This window comes from Mesobacterium pallidum (assembly GCF_019966535.1).
Lineage (GTDB): Bacteria > Pseudomonadota > Alphaproteobacteria > Rhodobacterales > Rhodobacteraceae > Mesobacterium > Mesobacterium pallidum.
Map to the genome: position 1 here is coordinate 365,346 of NZ_JAIMID010000002.1, position 14,814 is coordinate 380,159.

13 protein-coding genes are annotated in these 14,814 nt (G+C 70.2%); all 13 read right to left on the bottom strand.

Annotated elements, in window-relative coordinates:
* Positions 1-369 precede the first annotated feature (369 nt).
* The gene (locus MF270_RS04390; RefSeq protein WP_238364634.1) at positions 370-660 is read right to left on the bottom strand and encodes a hypothetical protein; all 291 of its coding nucleotides are present in this window, start codon (positions 658-660) and stop codon (positions 370-372) included.
* A 183-nt stretch (positions 661-843) separates the two neighbouring features.
* Entirely contained in the window at positions 844-2,427 is a 1,584-nt protein-coding gene (locus MF270_RS04395; RefSeq protein ID WP_238364635.1) for a GMC family oxidoreductase, read from the bottom strand.
* A complete protein-coding gene (locus tag MF270_RS04400) occupies positions 2,424-3,593 on the bottom strand; it encodes an acyl-CoA dehydrogenase family protein (RefSeq protein WP_238364636.1) in 1,170 nt (389 codons plus the stop codon). Before MF270_RS04400 ends, MF270_RS04395 begins: the two co-directional genes overlap by 4 nt.
* Complete coding sequence (locus tag MF270_RS04405; protein ID WP_238364637.1) at positions 3,590-4,384, bottom strand: oxepin-CoA hydrolase, alternative type; 795 nt, start codon at positions 4,382-4,384, stop codon at positions 3,590-3,592. The genes MF270_RS04400 and MF270_RS04405 overlap by 4 nt, the downstream gene beginning before the upstream one ends.
* Positions 4,385-4,395: 11 nt before the next feature.
* Positions 4,396-5,607, bottom strand: coding sequence for a CaiB/BaiF CoA transferase family protein (locus tag MF270_RS04410; protein ID WP_238364638.1), 1,212 nt, complete (start codon positions 5,605-5,607; stop codon positions 4,396-4,398).
* Positions 5,604-6,494 (bottom strand): SMP-30/gluconolactonase/LRE family protein, encoded by an 891-nt coding sequence (locus MF270_RS04415; RefSeq protein ID WP_238364639.1) that lies wholly within the window; start codon positions 6,492-6,494, stop codon positions 5,604-5,606. Before MF270_RS04415 ends, MF270_RS04410 begins: the two co-directional genes overlap by 4 nt.
* Positions 6,487-8,013: a tripartite tricarboxylate transporter permease gene (locus MF270_RS04420; RefSeq protein WP_238364640.1), complete on the bottom strand. Its 1,527-nt coding sequence runs from the start codon at positions 8,011-8,013 to the stop codon at positions 6,487-6,489. Before MF270_RS04420 ends, MF270_RS04415 begins: the two co-directional genes overlap by 8 nt.
* 2 nt (positions 8,014-8,015) lie before the next feature.
* On the bottom strand, positions 8,016-8,462 hold the full coding sequence (locus tag MF270_RS04425; RefSeq protein WP_238364641.1) for a tripartite tricarboxylate transporter TctB family protein: 447 nt from the start codon (positions 8,460-8,462) through the stop codon (positions 8,016-8,018).
* 69 nt (positions 8,463-8,531) lie between these two features.
* Positions 8,532-9,755 carry an SDR family NAD(P)-dependent oxidoreductase gene (locus MF270_RS04430; protein WP_238364642.1) on the bottom strand — a complete coding sequence of 408 codons (1,224 nt, stop codon included), beginning with the start codon at positions 9,753-9,755 and terminating at the stop codon, positions 8,532-8,534.
* A complete protein-coding gene (locus MF270_RS04435) occupies positions 9,755-10,498 on the bottom strand; it encodes an SDR family NAD(P)-dependent oxidoreductase (protein WP_238364643.1) in 744 nt (247 codons plus the stop codon). The genes MF270_RS04430 and MF270_RS04435 overlap by 1 nt, the downstream gene beginning before the upstream one ends.
* Entirely contained in the window at positions 10,488-11,492 is a 1,005-nt protein-coding gene (locus MF270_RS04440) for an acyl-CoA dehydrogenase (RefSeq protein ID WP_238364644.1), read from the bottom strand. The genes MF270_RS04435 and MF270_RS04440 overlap by 11 nt, the downstream gene beginning before the upstream one ends.
* Before the next feature lies 1 nt (position 11,493).
* The gene (locus tag MF270_RS04445) at positions 11,494-12,684 is read right to left on the bottom strand and encodes an acyl-CoA dehydrogenase family protein (RefSeq protein WP_238364645.1); all 1,191 of its coding nucleotides are present in this window, start codon (positions 12,682-12,684) and stop codon (positions 11,494-11,496) included.
* The gene (locus tag MF270_RS04450; protein WP_238364646.1) at positions 12,681-14,813 is read right to left on the bottom strand and encodes an acetate--CoA ligase family protein; all 2,133 of its coding nucleotides are present in this window, start codon (positions 14,811-14,813) and stop codon (positions 12,681-12,683) included. Before MF270_RS04450 ends, MF270_RS04445 begins: the two co-directional genes overlap by 4 nt.
* Position 14,814: the final 1 nt, after the last annotated feature.

A 14,814-nucleotide genomic window follows, 5' to 3' on the forward strand; every position in this document is an offset into this window, starting at 1 on the left:
GACGCGCGATCACGCGCGGGACACCCGGGCGTGTCGTGCCCGGTCGCTAGGGCCGCCGCGTCGCAGGCACTCTCGCGCCTCCCGCTGCGGCTTGGCCGTAGTTCGGACGACGTCGGGCAGGCTGATTGTGCCGAATGAAAAGCGCTTACCCCCTGCCCCGTGATGCATCTGGACCCGGAATTGGAGCGCGAAGGGGTGACCTTGGGGGTCGCCTGAAGGCGCGAAGGGGGAAGGTCGACGTGAGGCCGGTTGCAGTCATCGGCTTCGCCGCCGAGATCAAGGCGATCGGGCGACCTGAGCCAGCGCTTCGCGCTGATCGACGTCCTGATGTCCTCGCAGGCGACAGGGACCTTCAGCCTCTCAAGGGCATCACGGACGCCGCCGGTCTGTCAGTGACGCCCTGAAGTGGCCGGCGGACAGGGAAACACGTGGGTACCGCCAAGCATGAAGAGGCGGATTACCGCGTTGGCGCGCGACATTCTTCAGGATTGCGCTGTCCAGCATCGCTTTGGCCAACCACTCCTTTGGCTTGGCATGCGCCTCTTCCAGCGCCTTGAACCGGCGGGCATCCGACATCTCGGGGCCACCCGACCGCGCCTTGTCGTCGCAAGGCATCGGCCCCGCGATCTCACGTCTGCGGCAGGCATCGGCCGTCGACATCCCGGCCTCTTGTCCCTCTGCCATCCCGGCACGTCGACGTCCGACCCTACACCAGCAGTCCGCCCGAATCCCCCCCCGGATCCGGGCCATGCGACAGGCGCGGGGGGCGCCCCATGGCAGGACCAGGCCGTGCGGCCTCTTGGCCGCGCAGAGAGATTTCCGGCCTGTGCGCGGATGGGCGGACTAGGCCTGCTCCTGGATGAACCGGGCCGCCCGCGCGCCGATCATGATCGTCGGCGCGTTGGTGTTACCCGAGGGCAGGCAGGGCATGACCGACGCATCGGCCACCCGGAGCCCGCCCACGCCCCGCACCCGCAGGTCCGCGCCGACCACGGCCTCGGGGTCATCGGCCGCGCCCATCCGCGCCGTGCCCGCCGGGTGGTAGACGGTCTTGGCATGGCTGCGGATGTAGTCGGTCAGGCTCTCGTCGCTGTCGGGCCCTGGCGCGGGGCGCTTGCGGTCGCCCAGCACGGCCGTCAGCGCGGGCTGGTCCAGCAGCGACAGGCCCATGCGCAACGCCTTGAGCGACAGCGCCAGGTCGTCCGGGTGGCTCAACACGCCGCTGCGGAAGATGCCGCGCTCGGCCGGGTCGGAGCTGCGCAGCTTGACCGTGCCGCGCGACCTGGGCCGCAGCACGCAGACGGAATAGGTGACGCCGTGCCCCTCGATCTGCATCACGCCCTTGGCCGCGTTGTAGCCGGGCATGAAATGCAGCTGCACGTTGGGACGCCCCTCGCCGCCCACGTCCACGAAACCGCCCGCCTCGACCATGTTCGACGACAACAGGCCGCCGCGGTCCCAGAGGTAGCGCAGCATGTGCAGCGCGCCGCGCGGCATCCGGTCTTCGCCGACGACCGAGACCGGCTGCCGGGTCTTGACCTCGATCGGCACGATGGCGTGGTCCTGGAAATTCTCGCCCACGCCGGGCAGGTCGCGGATCACCGGGATGCCATGCGCGTCCAGCTGATCGCGTGGCCCGAGGCCCGAGCGCATCAGCATCAGCGGCGTGGCAAAGGCGCCGCCCGACAGCACGACCTCGCGCCGGGCGGTGATCTCGCGCCCATCCGCGAGCCGCACGCCGGTGGCGCGGCTGTTCTCGATCGTCACCCGGTCGACCGGGGCATTGGTCATGATGGTCAGGTTCGGCCGCTGCCGCGCCGGGGCCAGGAAGGCGCGCGCGGACGAGCAGCGCCGCCCCTTGCGCGTCGTGGTCTGGAAGAACCCGATGCCTTCCTGCCGCGCGCCGTTGAAATCGGGGTTGGGGCGGATCTGCGCCTCGGCCCCGGCGGCGACGAAGGCCTCGGACAGCGGATGGCGGTGGCGCGGGGCCGAGACGGACAAGGGCCCGTCCGTGCCGTGGTAGGCGTCGTCAAAGGTGTCGTTCGATTCCAGCGCACGGAACACCGGCAGCACCTCGTCCCAGCCCCAGCCGTCCGCGCCCATCGCGGCCCAGCCGTCGTAATCGGCGGGCTGGCCGCGCAGGTAGAGCATGGCGTTGACCGACGAGCCCCCGCCCAGCACCCGGCCCTGCGGCACGACAAAGGGGCGGCCGTCCAGCTGCGCCTCTGGCTCGCCCTCGATCATCACCGCGTCGCGGCCCTTGTGCATGATCTTGAAGAAGGTGGCGGGGATGTGGATCCAGGGGCTGACATCGCGCCGCCCCGCCTCGAGCAGCAGGACGCGCAGCTTCGGATCTTCGCTGAGCTGGCCCGCAAGGGTCGCCCCGGCCGAGCCGCCGCCTACGATGATGACGTCGAAATCGCTCATGTCCGGGCCTCTTTCGCGCGGAGGCGCCGGGCCTGCTTGGTGATGTTCAGCTGGTGGATCTGGCTGGTGCCCTCGTAGAGGCGGAAGAGGCGCACGTCGCGGTAGTAGCGCTCGATCGGCGCATGGTCGGCGACGTAGCCGGCGCCGCCGAAGACCTGCACGCAGCGGTCGGCCACGCGGCCCGCGGCCTCCGATGCAAAGTACTTGCAGATCGACGCCTCGAGCGCGATGTCGCGGCCTTCGTCCCGCGCGCGTGCGGTTTGCAGGACCAGCGCGCGCGCCGCCTCGATATCGACGCGGCAATCGGCCAGAAGGGCCGCGACCAGCTGGAAGTCGATGATCTTGCTGCCCGATTGCTCGCGCGTCTCGGCATGGTCCATGGCCAGGTCGAGCATGCGGATCGACGGCCCGGTACAAAGCGCGGCCAGGTGGATACGCTGCTTGTTCAGCACCTTCATCGCGGTGCGGAAGCCCTGCCCCTCGACGCCGCCGATCAGCCGGTCCGCGGGCACGCGCACATTGTCGAAATGCACCTCGCCCACCGGCGATCCGGCCTGGCCCATCATACTGTAGGGCGCCGAGGTCGTCAGCCCCGCCATGTCCCGGTCGACGATGAAGGCCGACACGCCCCGCGCGCCGGACGTATCGGGATCGGTGCGCGCCATGACGGTGAAGACATCGGCGATGGGCGCGTTGGTGATGTAGCATTTCATCCCGCTGAGGATGTAATCGCCCCCGTCGCGCCGGGCCGAGGTCTTGAGCGCCGAGGCGTCGGACCCCGCATCGGGTTCGGTCAGGGCGAAGGAGCCGGTGATCTCTCCGCTCGCCAGGCGCGGCAGGTAGTCGCGTTTCTGCGCTTCGGTGCCGTCGGCCACCAGCGCTTCGGACCCGATGCCGGTGTTGGTGCCGACCCGGGCGCGGAAGGCGACGGCGCATTGGCTCAGCTCCATCGCGCCCATGACCAGCTCTTCGGTGGTCAGGCCAAGGCCGCCGTATGCCTCGGGGATCGACCAGCCGAAATAGCCGCGCGCGGCCATGTCGGCGACGATCTCGTCCGGGACGCGGTCTTCGGCGGCCACGCGCTCCTCGGCCGGGTGGGCGGTGCTGCGGACCCACTCATGAACATCTGCCAACAGGGCGTCGAGCCGGGCCTTGTCGCGGATCATGCGGCACCTCCGAAGACGGGTTTGCGTTTCTCGAGAAAGGCGGCGAGCCCCTCGCCCGCCTCGTCCCCGAAGCGATGGGCGTTGATGTTGCGCCCCTCCATCTCGACGTGGTCGGCCAGCGCATTGCGGTCAGCGCTCGCGATCTCGGCCTTGATCGCGGCGATGGCGCTGCGGGCCCCGTCGGCGCAGGCACTGGCCAGCTCAAGCGCCGTGTCCAGCGCCCGGCCCGCCTCGCAGAGCGCGTTGATGGCTCCGGCGGCGTGCAGGCGTTCGGCCTCGACCGTACGGCCCAGCATGCAGAGTTCCGACACCAGCTGGCGCGGCAGGGCCTCGCGCAGGAAGTAGGTCGCGCCGCCGTCAGGCGTGAGGCCGATCTTGACATAGGCGGCGGTGAATTTGGCTCCCGTGGCGGCCACCAGCATGTCGCAGCCCAATGCCAGCGACAGGCCAAGGCCCGCCGCGCCGCCCTCGACCGCGCCGATGACCGGCTTGGGGCAGTTGCGCAGGGCCAGGATCATCGCCAACAGAACATCGGTGTTGCGCGACACTTCGGACAGCGGCATCTGGCGGCTTTCGCGCAAGGTCGCGACATTGCCGCCAGAGGAGAAAAAGCCCCCCGCCCCGGTCAGCACCACCGCGCCGATGCTGGCGTCGGCCCCGGCATCGACCAGCGCCGCGCGCAGCGCGTCGTATTGATCGCGGCCGATGGAGTTTTTCGTCGTCGTCCCGTCGAGGGTCAGCACCAGCACGGCGCCCTGCCGCGTGCTGCGGAGTTCCGTCGGATTGCTCATGGCCAGCCCCCTCAGATGATGCCCGCGCCGCGCAGCTTGTCGATCTGCGCGGCGTCAAAGCCAAGATCCCCAAGGATCGCGTCGGTATCGGCGCCCAGATCCTTGGCCGACCAGCGCACGCGGCCGGGGTTGTTTGTCAGGCGCGGGACGACGTTCTGCATCCGCACCGTGCCGAAATCGTCATCGGGAACCGGGGTCACCACCTCGCGCGCCTGCACCTGCGCATCCTCGAAGATCTGCTCGACCGAGTAGATCGGGCCGATGGCGCCGCCCTCGCGCGCGAAGGCCTCGAGCGTTTCGTCCAGCGTGTGGCTGGTCATGTAGTCGGCAAAGATCGCGTCCAGCGCGTCCCGCTGCGCCATGCGGGCGCGGTTGCCGGCAAAGCGCGGATCGTCGATCAGCTCGGCCCGGCCGATGGCGCGCATGTTGGCGGCGAACATGCTGTCGGTCGATCCGGTGACGGTCACGTAGCGCCCGTCGCTGGTGCGGAAGACATTGGCCGGGGCGGTGTACTGGTTGTTGTTGCCGTCCCGTTCGCGCACCTGGCCCAGTTGGTCGTATTCGATGGCGAGGTTTTCCAGCAGGCGAAAGGTCGCCTCGGTCAGCGCGAGGTCGATCTCCTCGCCCCGCGTGCCGTTGGCCTTGATGCCGTAAAGCGCGGCCATGATCGCGAAGGCGCCGAAGACGCCGCCGAAGGCATCGGCGATGGGGTAGCCCGGATGCACCGGGGCGCTTTCCTTCATGCCGGAGATGTAGGTCAGCCCACCCATCGCTTCGAAGATGCGGGCAAAGCCGCCCTGCCGCGCCTTGGGCCCGGTCTGGCCAAAGGCCGAGACGCGCAGGATCACCAGGTCGGGGTTGATCGCCCAGAGCGTGTCGCGGTCGAGGCCCCACTTGGCGAGGGTGCCGGGGCGGAAGTTCTCGACCAGCACGTCATGATCGGCGACAAGCTGCTTCATGATTTCCAGCCCCTCGGGCCGGCGCAAGTCGAGCGTGCCGTAGCGCTTGCCGCGATTGGTGACCTTCCACCACAGCGGCTTGTCGTCCCGGAAAGGCGGGAAGGCGCGCAGGCCGTCGCCCTTGCCCGGCATCTCGAACTTGGTCACCTCGGCGCCGAAATCGGCCAGCAGCGACGCGGCGAAGGGCGCGGCGATGATGGTCGCGATGTCCAGCACCTTGAGGCCCTTCAGCGGGCCGAATGTGTCTGCCTTGGGGGTGGTCATTGGTCGTCTCCCTTGAACCGGAATTCGGGGATCCCGGTGGTCTTGAGCCCGTCGATGGCGAAGAGGCCGCCGCCGTCGGGATGTTGGCTGACCGCGCGGCCGGTGCCGGAATCGCGGATCGATGTGAGGTAAAGCGTCGCCATGTCCGGCCCGCCAAAGGCGAGGCTGCTGGGCAGGTCCACCGGCGCCGGGATGCGGCGCAGCAGAGTTCCGTCCGGGGCGAAGCAGGCGATCTCGGACGTGTGGATCAGCGCCGCCCACATGTTGCCGGCCGCGTCCACCGTGGCGCCATCGATGCCCGACCCCAGCGGGCCGCCGTCGATATGGTCGCGCAGCGGGCCGATGGTGCCGGCGGCGGTGTCGTAGTCGCAGGCCCAGCACATCCGCGCCCGCGTGTCCGAGACATAAAGCGTGCCGCCATCGGGGCTGAAGCAGACGCCGTTGCCGACGGCCAGACCGGGCGTCGCCAGCAGTCGGTGGCCTTGGGGGCCGAAGCTGTGCAGCGCGCCGGTGGGCGCGGCGCCGGCCCCCATCCCGGCGGAGACGAAGCGCCCCTGCCGGTCGAGCTTGCCGTCGTTCAGGCGCCCTCCGGCCAGGTCCACATCGGCGCGGGCGATCTCGCGCACCGCGCCGGTCGCCGGGTCGAGGTGCAGCAAGGCCGCGCCCAGCGTGGCGACGATGCCGCCCGTCGCCAGCGCGATGGCGCCGATATGGCCCCCAAGGTCAAAGCCCAACACCTCCCCTCCGGCAAGGCGGCGCACCCGCCCGGCCACGCCGTCGATCCACCACAGCGCGCCGCTCTCGGCGTCCCAGACCGGGCTTTCGCCCAGGGCGTCGAACCCGGTGTCCAGCCGCCGGATCGTCAGACCGTCCAGCCCGTCAGGCATTGGCGGCCTCGCGCGCGGCGCGGCGGGCGCGCAGGCCGACCCAGACCTTCGAGCCGATGGCCCAGAGCAGGATCAGGAAGGTGATCACCAGGATCGTCCCCGCGATCGGCCGGTCGAAGAAGGACGTGATATCACCCCGCGACACGATCAGCGCGCGGCGGAAATATTCCTCGATCATCGGGCCAAGGACAAAGCCCAGCAGCAGCGGCGCCACCTCGAACTTGAGCGCCCGCATGCCAAGGCCGAGAAAACCGAAGGCCAGCAGCACGAAGATGTCGAAGATCTGGTAATTGACCGAGTAGATGCCGATGCAGGTAAAGGCGACGATCACCGGGAACAGCAGGTTGTAGGGGATCTTGAGGATCTTCACCCACATGCCCACCAGCGGCAGGTTCAGCACCAGCAGCATCAGGTTGCCGACGACGAAACTGACGATCAGGCCCCAGAACAGGTCGGGGCTTTCCTGGATCACGGTGGGCCCCGGGATGATCCCGTGCACCATCATCACGCCCAGCATGATCGCCATGACCGGATCGCCCGGAATGCCAAGGCTCAGCGTCGGGATGAAGGCCGCCTGCACCGCCGCGTTGTTGGCGGCCTCGGGGGCGGCGACGCCCTCGATCGCGCCCTTGCCGAACTCCTCTGGGTGCTTCGAGACCTTCCGCTCGACCGCGTAGCTGACGAAGGTGGCGACCAGCCCGCCGGTGCCCGGCAGCGCGCCGAAAAAGCCGCCGATGCCCGACCCGCGCAGCATCGGCATCCACGACCGGCGCCAGTCCTCGCGCGTCGGCATCATGTCGCGCAGGCGGATCTTCTGGTCGTCGACCTTGGGCATGACGCTGCGGCCGGCGGAGGCGATGATCTCGGGCAGGCCGAAAAGGCCGATGGCCACCGCGACCAGCGGCAGCCCGTCGAACAGCACCGTCTGGCCGAAGGTGAACCGCGCCACGCCCGAGTTGAGGTCGAGCCCGATGAGGCCCAGAGCCAGCCCCAGCGAGACCGCGATCAGCGACCGGATCGAGCGGCCCGAGCCGATCACCGAGGCGGCAATCAGCCCCAGCAGCATCAGCGCCACGTATTCATGCGGGCCGAATTTCAGCGCAACGCGGCTGAGCGGAACGGAAAAGCCCGCCAGCAGGATCACCCCGAAAATGGACCCGTAAAAGGACGCGATGGCGGTCATGAACAGCGCCTGCCCCGCCCGGCCCTGCTTGGCCATCGGGTAGCCGTCCAGGCCGGTGACGGCACTGGTGGCCGTGCCCGGCAGGTTCATCAGGATCGACGCGGTCGACCCGCCGTAGGAGGCGCCGTAGTAGATGCCACCCAGCATGATCAGCGCCAGCGTAGGCTCGAGGTGGAAGGTGATCGGCATCAGCATCGCCAGCGTCGCCATGATGCCGATGCCCGGCAGCACGCCCACCAGCGTGCCCAGGAAGACACCAAGGAAACAGTAGAACAGCCCCGAGAACGAGACCGCGATCGAGATGCCGAGGGCGAGATCGGAAAGCAGGGTGGACATGGTCAGAACGCCTCGATTTGCAGGCCAAGGCCCACGCGGAAGATCAGCGCGCAGGTGATGGCAGAGCCAAGCCCCAGCGCGGCCGCCATCCAGAGCTTGTTGCGCTCGCTTGCCAGCGCGGCCAGGAAGACCGCCAGCGTCACCGCCGGGATCATGCCGAAGCGTTCGATGGTCAGCGCGAAGCCCCCGAAGGAGGCCGCGACCAGCAGCATGCCGCGCAGCTCGCGGTGGCCGGGCAGGCGCAGCACCTCGGTCGGGCGCGAGGTCACGAGGATCAGCGCGGCAAGCGCGATCATGGTCCAGCCGAGAATGGTCGGGAAATATCCCGGCCCCATGCTGGTCAGCGTGCCCATGCGGTAGCCGCCGGCCTCGATGACGATGAAGCTGCCAACGCCGGCCGTGACCACGGCGGCGATGATGTCCTCGGTCCTGCTTAACACGAAGCGCATGGTCTCCTCCCTCTGGATCGGATGCATCCCGGTTCTTGTTCTCGCCGGACCCGAGCGGGTCCGTATGGTTCAGTCATGGCCGGCGCGGAGTACCGTGCCGGTGACCAGCGCGGCCCGGAGGCCCGCCAGAAAGTCGCAGATCGGCGCGAGGCCGTCCTTTGTGTCGCCGCGCCATTCGATGGCGTTGACGCGCAGGTGCGCAGGCGCCCATTCGCGGGCCAGCGTGCGGGTCAGCATCGCCGCTGCCGCCGTTGCCGCGCGCTCGGTGGCGCTGCGGCCGGCAGGCAGAACGATGGTCAGCGCGAATTGGGACGCGCGATCCAGCTGCGTGGCGCAGCGGGTGGCGAGGTCCCGCAGGTGCCGCAAGGTGGCGGCCATGTCCAGCCCCGCGCCCAGCAGACGCGCATCGGTCAGCGCGGCAAGGCGCGCGCCTTGGCTGGTCTCGGCCCCAAGCGCCGTGGCCAGCGCGGGATCGCCCAGCAGCAGGTGCCCGCCCTCGCCCTGCCCCGGCGTGGGGGCGCTGCCGGCGGCAGGTGCGCCGAGACGACCGCCGCCATCGACCAGCAGCGTCTCGCCCGCCAGCGCGGCGGCATCTGGCGACGTGCAGAACGTGACGGCCTCGGCGATGTCCTCGGGCGTCGCGATGCGGCCCATGGGGATCGACGCGGCCACGGCCTCGAGGTCCACGCGGCCCTGGCGCACCAGCTCGTCAACCAGCGGGGTGCGGGTGTAACCCGGCGCGACGGCCGTGACGTTGATGCCCTTGGCGCGGGCCTCGGGGCCCAATGCCCATGTCAACTCGGCGACGCCCGCCTTGGTGGCCGAATAGGGCCCGCGCAGCGCCAGCGGCTTGAACGACGCGCCCGAGGCGAGGTTCACCACCGCCCCGCCGCGCGACAGCAGGCCAAGCGCGGCGTCGCAAACCTCGGCCACGGCGGTCAGGTTCAGTGCGACCAGCGCGTCGAAGCGCTCGGCCGGCAAGTCATGCAGCGCCCCGCCCGAACTGTCGGTCATCCCGGCGTTGTTCACCACGATATCGAGGCCACCCAGCGCATTGGCCGCCTGGCCTACCAGCGCCCGGGCCGCGCCGAGCGCGGTCAGGTCCACGGGCAGGGCGACATGCCCGGCGCCCAGTTCGGTCGCGCGGGTGGTGGCGGCCGCCCCGTCGAGGTCGGCAATGGCCACCCGGCAGCCGCCCGAGGCCAGCGCCCGGGCGATGGCCCAGCCGATGCCCCCGGCCCCGCCGGTGACCAGCGCGCGGCGCGCGCCAAGGGGGATCGCCCCCGCCGCCATCAGCGGATCGCGATCCCGATGCCGCCGTCGACCGACAGCACCTGGCCGGTGACAAAGGCGCTGTCCTCGCCCAGCAGGTAGCCTATCGCATGGGCGATATCGTCCACGGTGCCGAGCCGCCCCATGGGCGTGTCGGCCACGCGCTTGGCGTCACGCTCGGCATTGCGGTTGCGCGCCGTGCCTTCGGTCGGAATGGCCGAGGGCGCCACGGCGTTCACGCGGATCCCCAGGTCGCCCAGTTCGGAGGCGGCGGCGCGGGTCAAGCCCGTGACGCCCGCCTTGATCCCCGAATAGACCATCGAGTTGCGCGCCGACCGGAAGGCCGCCGCCGAAGCCACGTTGACGATGGCCCCGCCATTTGTCATCGCGGCGGCGGCCGCCTGCGTCGACCAGATGATGCCCGAGAACCCGACGTTCAGCATCCGCTCGACCGTTTCGGGCATGATGTCGGGGATCGCCTGGTAGCGGACCCAGGCGGCGTTGTTCACCAGCCCGTCCAGGCGCCCGGTCCGGTCGACCACGGCGGCCACGGCGGCCTCGATCCCCTCTTTCGTGCCCGCGTTCTGCACCACCGGGAAGGCATCGCCGCCCGCTGCGGTGATCGCCGCGACGGCCTCTTCCGCGAACTCTGCCTTGATGTCGTTGACGCCCACGGACCAGCCGCGCGACGCCATCAGCCTGGCCGTCGCGGCACCGATCCCGTGGCCCGCGCCGGTGATGAGCACCGATTTCCTAGACGACATGCGCGATCTCCCCGTACCAGTCGTTGTCGCGCCCGGCCAGGACGCGGGCGCCAAGCGCCTCAGTTCCTTCGGCCGCCGCGCCATAGCTCGCCTGCGCGCGCATCTGGCGCAGGTGGCGGTGCAGCGGCACCTCCCATGTGAACCCCATGCCGCCAAAGACCTGGATGGCGCTTTCGGCCACCGCGATCCCGGCCTTGGCGCTCGACAGCCACGCGGTGTCCCGCGCCAGAGCCGCGTCGCCGCCCGGCACCGGACCCAGCGCGCGGGTCAGCCCGCAGCGCATGGTCTCGATCGCCAGCCGGTCGCGCGACAGGCGGTGGCGGATCACCTGGTTGGCCGACAACGGCTTGCCGAACTGGCTGCGATCCTGCGCGTAGTCCGCGGCCAGCGACAGGCAGCGTTCGGCCGAACCGCGCACGAACCCCGTGCGCAGCAGCGTCGCATCGGCGCGCAGGGTGGCGACGACTTCGGCCGACAGCACGATGCCCTCGACCGGGCCGTTCAGCGTGATCCGCGCCTCGGGCGCGTCGACGTCGAGTGGGGCCGTGACCTCGGCCGTCACGCCATTGCCCAGCGGCGCCAGCACGGCCGAGCCGTCGGCGCGGAAGACCAGCACCCGCGCGGCCTCGGCCGCCATGGGGGCACCGCCGACCACGCCATCCTCGGCCACGCCTACCCACGCGATGGTTGCCACGGTCTCGCCGGCCGCGATCTCGCCCGCCAGCGCGTCGTTCACCCCGGCCAGCGCCTTGGCCAGTACCATGGATTCGATCAGCGGAAAGCCCAGCAGGCCCGCGCCCGCAGCGGCCACCACGGGCACCGCGAAATCAAGCGGCAGGGCCAGCCCGCCGACGCTTTCGGGCGCCGAGACGCCGATCAGCCCGGCCTCACCCAGCATGGCGGCGCGTGCGGAGGCATCGGCGAGATCCGCGCAGCCCTCCACCACGGTCCGCGCCGTGTCTTCGAACTCTTTCGGGTCGAGATCGTCGAACATGTCAGCCCGCCTTTCTGAGGTTGAGGATGCGCTTGGCGATGATATCCAGCTGGATCTCGGTCGTGCCGGCATAGATGGTTTCGGCGCGGGACGAGAAATACAGCAGCTCCATCCGCGCCTTGAGGTCTGCCAACGGCTGGCCTGCATTTGCGGGCAAGCGCGACACGATCTCGTAGGCGACCTGGGCAAAGCGCTGGTGCGCCTCGGACCAGTAGAGCTTGGGGAAGGAGCCGCGCGGGCCGATCTGCTGGCCGGCCAGCAGGTCGCCCACCAGCGTTTCCACATGGCCTTTCAGGTTCTCGACCGCGATCCGCGCCTCGGCGATGTCGCGCTTGTATTCGCTGAGGATGGCAAAAGCGCGCAGGTCCGAGCGGCAGGCGGCGACGAGGTGGTCGATCTCGCTCTGGAAGCGCCAGGCGCGGTACATGCGGTTGGTCGCCCGCTCGATCGAGAGCACGCGCGTGGCGGCGGCCCAGCCCTCGTCCGGGGCGCCCAGCATGTTCGCCTCATCCACGATCACGTCGTTGAAGAAGACCTCGCAGAACGACCGCGCGCCGTCGATCGACACGATCTCGCGCACGTCGATGCCGGGACTGTCCATCGGCACGGCGAACAGCATCAGGCCCTTGTGCCGGTCCTCGGCCGTACCGGACCGCGCCAGCAGCAGGCACATCTGCGACTTGGACGCGCCCGAGGTCCAGATCTTCTGCCCGTTGACGCGCCAGCCGTCGGCCGTGCGTTCGGCCCGGGTGCGCAGCCCGGCCAGGTCCGACCCGGCACCGGGTTCGGAAAAGCCCTGGCACCAGATGTGGTCCATCTTCAAGATCTTGGGCAGCAGGTCCAGCTTCTGGTCCTCGCGGCCCACGGCCATGATGATCGGCCCGGCCAGTTCCTTGCCGATCGAGTTCACGGCGTTGGGCATGGGCGCAAGGCCGATCTCGCGATTGGCCTCGAGATGTTCGCGCAGGGTCAGCCCATGGCCGCCGTAGTCCTTGGGCCAGGTGATCCCGACCAGGCCCGCGCGGTGCTGCGCCGCCTCGAAGGCGATCTTGTCGCCGAGGCTCGCGCCCGGCACATGCGCGCGGTCGGTGCGCAACGCGTCGGTCAGGTTGCCCCTGATCCAGGCCCGCGCCGATGCGGCGTAGGCTCCTGTGTCGGGCGATTGCGTCCCGATGGGCTCCTGGCTGGTCATTCGGCGGCCTCCGCGTCCTGAATGTCATGGGGGATGATGAGCGCGTCGAGCGCAACCACCCCCTGCCCCGCGGCCCGGACGAGCAGCGGGTTGATGTCGATCTCGGCCACCTCACCGGCGTGGCGCAGGGCAAACTGGGACAGGTCGGTGATCGCCTGCGTGAGCGCGGCAAGGTCGGCCTTGTCCCGCCCCCGTGCGCCGTCGAGCAGCGCAAAGCCCTTGAGGCTGCGCACCATCTCGAGCGCCTTGGCCTCGGTCACCGGGGCGAGCGCCAGCGCGGTGTCCTCGAAGATCTCGGTAAAGACGCCGCCCAACCCGACCATGACCACGGGGCCAAAGGTGGCATCGGTGGTGGTGCCAAGGATCAGCTCGGTCCCGCCCGAGGTCATGGGCGCGATCAGCACGCCGTCGATCTGCGCATCCGGCGCATGCAGCTCGGCCGCCAGCAGGATGCGCCGGTAGGCGGCGCGAGCGGCTTCGGCCCCGGTCACGCCCAGCACGACGCCGCCGATGTCGGACTTGTGCTGGATGTCGGGCGACAGGATCTTCATCGCCACTGCGCCGCCGATCTGGTCGGCCGCGGCGGCGGCCTCGTCAGGGCTGGTGGCGGTGAATTCCTGCGGGAACGGCAGGCCGGCGGCCCGCAGGGCCTGTTTCGCCGTCGCCTCGTTCCGCGTGGCACCGGGGGTCAGCGGCGCGGGCGCGATCTCGGCCACCGGCTCGGCGGCGCGGGCGGCCAGCGCCTCCATCCGCGCCAGCGCGGCGATGCCGGCCATGGTCGCGTCGATACTGGGGAAACAGGCGATGCCCATGGCGCGCAGCTCGGCCACGGCATCCGCCGGGCCGGAAATGCAGGCGACCAGCGCCTTTTCCGGATGATCGGCGGTCACGCGGGCCAGCGCCTCGGTATAGACCCGGCGCAGGCGCGGCAGGGACATGCCCATGGCGAGCATCAGGCAGACGGTGGAATTGGCGTCGTCGCTGAGGGCGGCATCCACCAGCTCGCCGAAGATCTCGGGCGCGGCGGACATCTGGGCGGTGGCGTCGATCGGGTTCACGGCCGAGGCGAGCGGCAGGCGCGCCTTGATCCGGTCCTGCGCGGGCTGGCCCAGCGGGTTCACCGCCACGCCGTTCGCCGCCGCAGCATCCGCCATCATCACGCCGAATCCGCCCGAAGCCGCGACCATGGCGGCCGAGGGTCTGGGGCCAATCCGCCGCGCGCCAAGCGCGTCGGCGGCGATGCCGACCTGCACCAGCGTTTCCAGGGAATGCACCCGCACGGCGCCATGCCGGTCAAAGACCGCGTCGAAGACCTTGTCACTGCCGGCAAGCCCGCCGGTATGCGACAGGGCCGCTTTCTGGCCCGCCTCCGAGGTGCCGATCTTCATCACCACCACCGGCTTGCCGGCGGCGCGGGCGGCGTCCAGCGCCTCGGTCAGCCGGGCGCCGTCGCGGCAGGTTTCCAGCACCAGCAGGATCACCCGCGTCTCGGGGTCCGTCGCCATCCAGGCGACCGCGTCGGCAGACTGCACGTCGGCTTCGTTGCCGGTGGCGATGAAGCGCGCGATGCCCGCCCCCGCCTTGGTCAGCATGTTCAGCGCGGCGCTGCCCACGTTGCCGCTTTGCGACGCGATCGAAATGCCGCCGGTCTGCGGCATCTCGCGTTCCAGCGCGATGGAAAAGGTCCCGATGGCGCGGCTTTTCACGCTGACCGACCCCAGGCAGTTCGGCCCCACGATCCGCATCCCGCTGCTGGCGGCCAGCGCAGTGACGCGGGCCTGCAACGCCAGCCCCTCGGCCCCGTTCTCGGCAAAGCCAGCCGAGAGCACGATGGCCGCGCCGACGCCCAGCCCGGCCGCCAGCTCGAGCGCCGCCAGCGCGGCCGCGCCGGGCACCAGCACGAGCACCAGGTCAGGCACCTCGGGCAGGTCGGGCAGCCCGGCGTAGGATTTCAGCCCCTGAACCTCGTCCGCCTTGGGGTTCACCGGGTAGATCGCCCCGGCATAACCATGCGTCTTGAGCATGTGCACCGGGCGCCCGCCGGTCTTGTTCGGATCGGTCGAGGCGCCGACGATGGCGATGGAGCGCGGCTCGAACAGCGCGTCGAGGCCCTTGGCAGACTGGCTCATC

Coding starts and splice junctions, on each gene's coding strand:
- MF270_RS04430 (WP_238364642.1), bottom strand. CDS start 9,755: ATGGCGGCGGGGGCGATCCCCCTTGGCGCGCGCCGCGCGCTGGTCACC.
- MF270_RS04450 (WP_238364646.1), bottom strand. CDS start 14,813: ATGAGCCAGTCTGCCAAGGGCCTCGACGCGCTGTTCGAGCCGCGCTCC.
- MF270_RS04410 (WP_238364638.1), bottom strand. CDS start 5,607: ATGACCACCCCCAAGGCAGACACATTCGGCCCGCTGAAGGGCCTCAAG.
- MF270_RS04390 (WP_238364634.1), bottom strand. CDS start 660: ATGTCGACGGCCGATGCCTGCCGCAGACGTGAGATCGCGGGGCCGATG.
- MF270_RS04425 (WP_238364641.1), bottom strand. CDS start 8,462: ATGCGCTTCGTGTTAAGCAGGACCGAGGACATCATCGCCGCCGTGGTC.
- MF270_RS04420 (WP_238364640.1), bottom strand. CDS start 8,013: ATGTCCACCCTGCTTTCCGATCTCGCCCTCGGCATCTCGATCGCGGTC.
- MF270_RS04440 (WP_238364644.1), bottom strand. CDS start 11,492: ATGTTCGACGATCTCGACCCGAAAGAGTTCGAAGACACGGCGCGGACC.
- MF270_RS04405 (WP_238364637.1), bottom strand. CDS start 4,384: ATGAGCAATCCGACGGAACTCCGCAGCACGCGGCAGGGCGCCGTGCTG.
- MF270_RS04435 (WP_238364643.1), bottom strand. CDS start 10,498: ATGTCGTCTAGGAAATCGGTGCTCATCACCGGCGCGGGCCACGGGATC.
- MF270_RS04445 (WP_238364645.1), bottom strand. CDS start 12,684: ATGACCAGCCAGGAGCCCATCGGGACGCAATCGCCCGACACAGGAGCC.
- MF270_RS04395 (WP_238364635.1), bottom strand. CDS start 2,427: ATGAGCGATTTCGACGTCATCATCGTAGGCGGCGGCTCGGCCGGGGCG.
- MF270_RS04400 (WP_238364636.1), bottom strand. CDS start 3,593: ATGATCCGCGACAAGGCCCGGCTCGACGCCCTGTTGGCAGATGTTCAT.
- MF270_RS04415 (WP_238364639.1), bottom strand. CDS start 6,494: ATGCCTGACGGGCTGGACGGTCTGACGATCCGGCGGCTGGACACCGGG.